This window comes from Alcanivorax sp. HI0083, assembly GCF_001635175.1.
The window spans coordinates 1-1,487 of sequence record NZ_LWFX01001432.1; the positions used below are offsets into that span (position 1 = coordinate 1).

General features: G+C 60.5%; 3 protein-coding genes. All 3 read left to right on the forward strand.

Features of this window, described 5'->3' with window-relative positions; all coding sequences use genetic code 11:
- Nucleotides 1-268, forward strand: a 268-nt coding sequence (locus A3754_RS21700) for a His/Gly/Thr/Pro-type tRNA ligase C-terminal domain-containing protein (protein WP_255363151.1), incomplete at its 5' end; no start/stop codon positions are given.
- A gap of 106 nt (nucleotides 269-374) precedes the next feature.
- On the forward strand, nucleotides 375-803 hold the full coding sequence (hisI, locus tag A3754_RS21705; RefSeq protein WP_063521312.1) for a phosphoribosyl-AMP cyclohydrolase: 429 nt from the start codon (nucleotides 375-377) through the stop codon (nucleotides 801-803).
- A partial coding sequence (locus A3754_RS21710; protein WP_369817640.1) for a cysteine--tRNA ligase occupies nucleotides 800-1,487 on the forward strand: 688 nt, incomplete at its 3' end. The genes hisI and A3754_RS21710, both read left to right, overlap by 4 nt.

A 1,487-nucleotide genomic window follows, 5' to 3' on the forward strand; every position in this document is an offset into this window, starting at 1 on the left:
CAACTCCGCCGACGAGTACGCCACCGCCGTGCAGCAGAAACTGGTTGCCGCCGGGGTACCGGCAGAGCTGGATATTCGCAACGAGAAGATCGGCTTCAAGGTCCGCGAACACTCCCGCGCCAAGACCCCGCGCATCTGGGTGATCGGCGAACAGGAAGCCCAGCAGAATCAGGTGGCCATTCGCACCCTGGGCTCCCAGGCTACCGAGACCGTGGATCTGGACGAAGCCGTGGCGGCCCTGGCCGACGCAACACGCTTGCCGATCTAAACGGTCGGACGTCGGAAGTCTGACGTCTGACGCGAAAACCGGCTTGGGCGGGTTTTCATGTTTAAAGCGTCCGACGTCCGACGTCCGACCTCAGACTGGATCAACCATGTTCAAAGACAACGAACACCAACCCGAAGGCTTTCAGCTCGCCCTCAAGGACGCGCTGGACAACCTCAAGTACAACAGCGACGGCCTGGTACCCGCCATTGCCCAACAGCATGACACCGGCGAAGTCCTGATGATGGCGTGGATGAACCGCGAAGCCATCGAGGAAACCCTGCAGACCGGACGCGTGTGCTACTACTCCCGCTCGCGCAAGACGCTCTGGCGCAAAGGCGAATCCTCCGGCCAGGTGCAGATGCTGAAAGAACTGCGCATCGACTGCGACGCCGACACCGTGCTGGTGAAAGTGGACCAGACCGGCCCCGCCTGCCATACCGGCCGCCGGGACTGCTTCTACTGGAAAGCCGACGCCGACAACGTGACCATCGACAAAACGCCGATCATCGATCCGAAAGAGCTTTATAAAAAATGACTCTCAAGCTGCAGAACACCCTCACCGGGCAAAAGGACGACTTCATTCCGCTGGATCCCAACCGCATCACCCTCTATGTGTGCGGCCCCACGGTCTACAACTTCGTCCATATCGGCAACGCCCGCCCGGTGGTGGTGTTTGATGTGCTGTATCGCTTGCTGCAGCGGCTCTATCCGGAAGTGGCCTATGCCCGCAACATCACCGACATCGATGACAAGATCATCAATGCCGCAGCGGAAAACGGCGAAGACATCGGCGAACTCACCGAGCGCTTTAGCGCCGCCTTCCTGGAAGACATGGCGGCCCTGAATGCCAAAACCCCGAACATCATCCCCAAGGCCACCGATCACATCCCGGAAATGCTGGCGATGATCGAAACTCTGGTGGAAAAAGGCCACGCCTATGAGGCCGACGGCCAGGTGCTGTTCGCGGTGGAATCCATGCCCGACTACGGCAAGCTCTCCGGGCGTAAACTGGAAGACATGCTCGCCGGTGCCCGGGTGGAAGTGGCCGACTACAAGCGACACCCTGGCGACTTCATCCTGTGGAAACCCTCCACCGATGAACAGCCCGGTTGGGACTCCCCCTGGGGCCGTGGTCGCCCGGGCTGGCACATCGAATGTTCCGCCATGATCCACAAGCATCTGGGCGATGTCATCGATATCCACGGTGGTGGGCAGGACC

Bases quoted from the DNA above. Each gene is read 5' to 3' on its own strand.
- hisI (WP_063521312.1), top strand. From the start codon at position 375: ATGTTCAAAGACAACGAACACCAACCCGAAGGCTTTCAGCTCGCCCTC.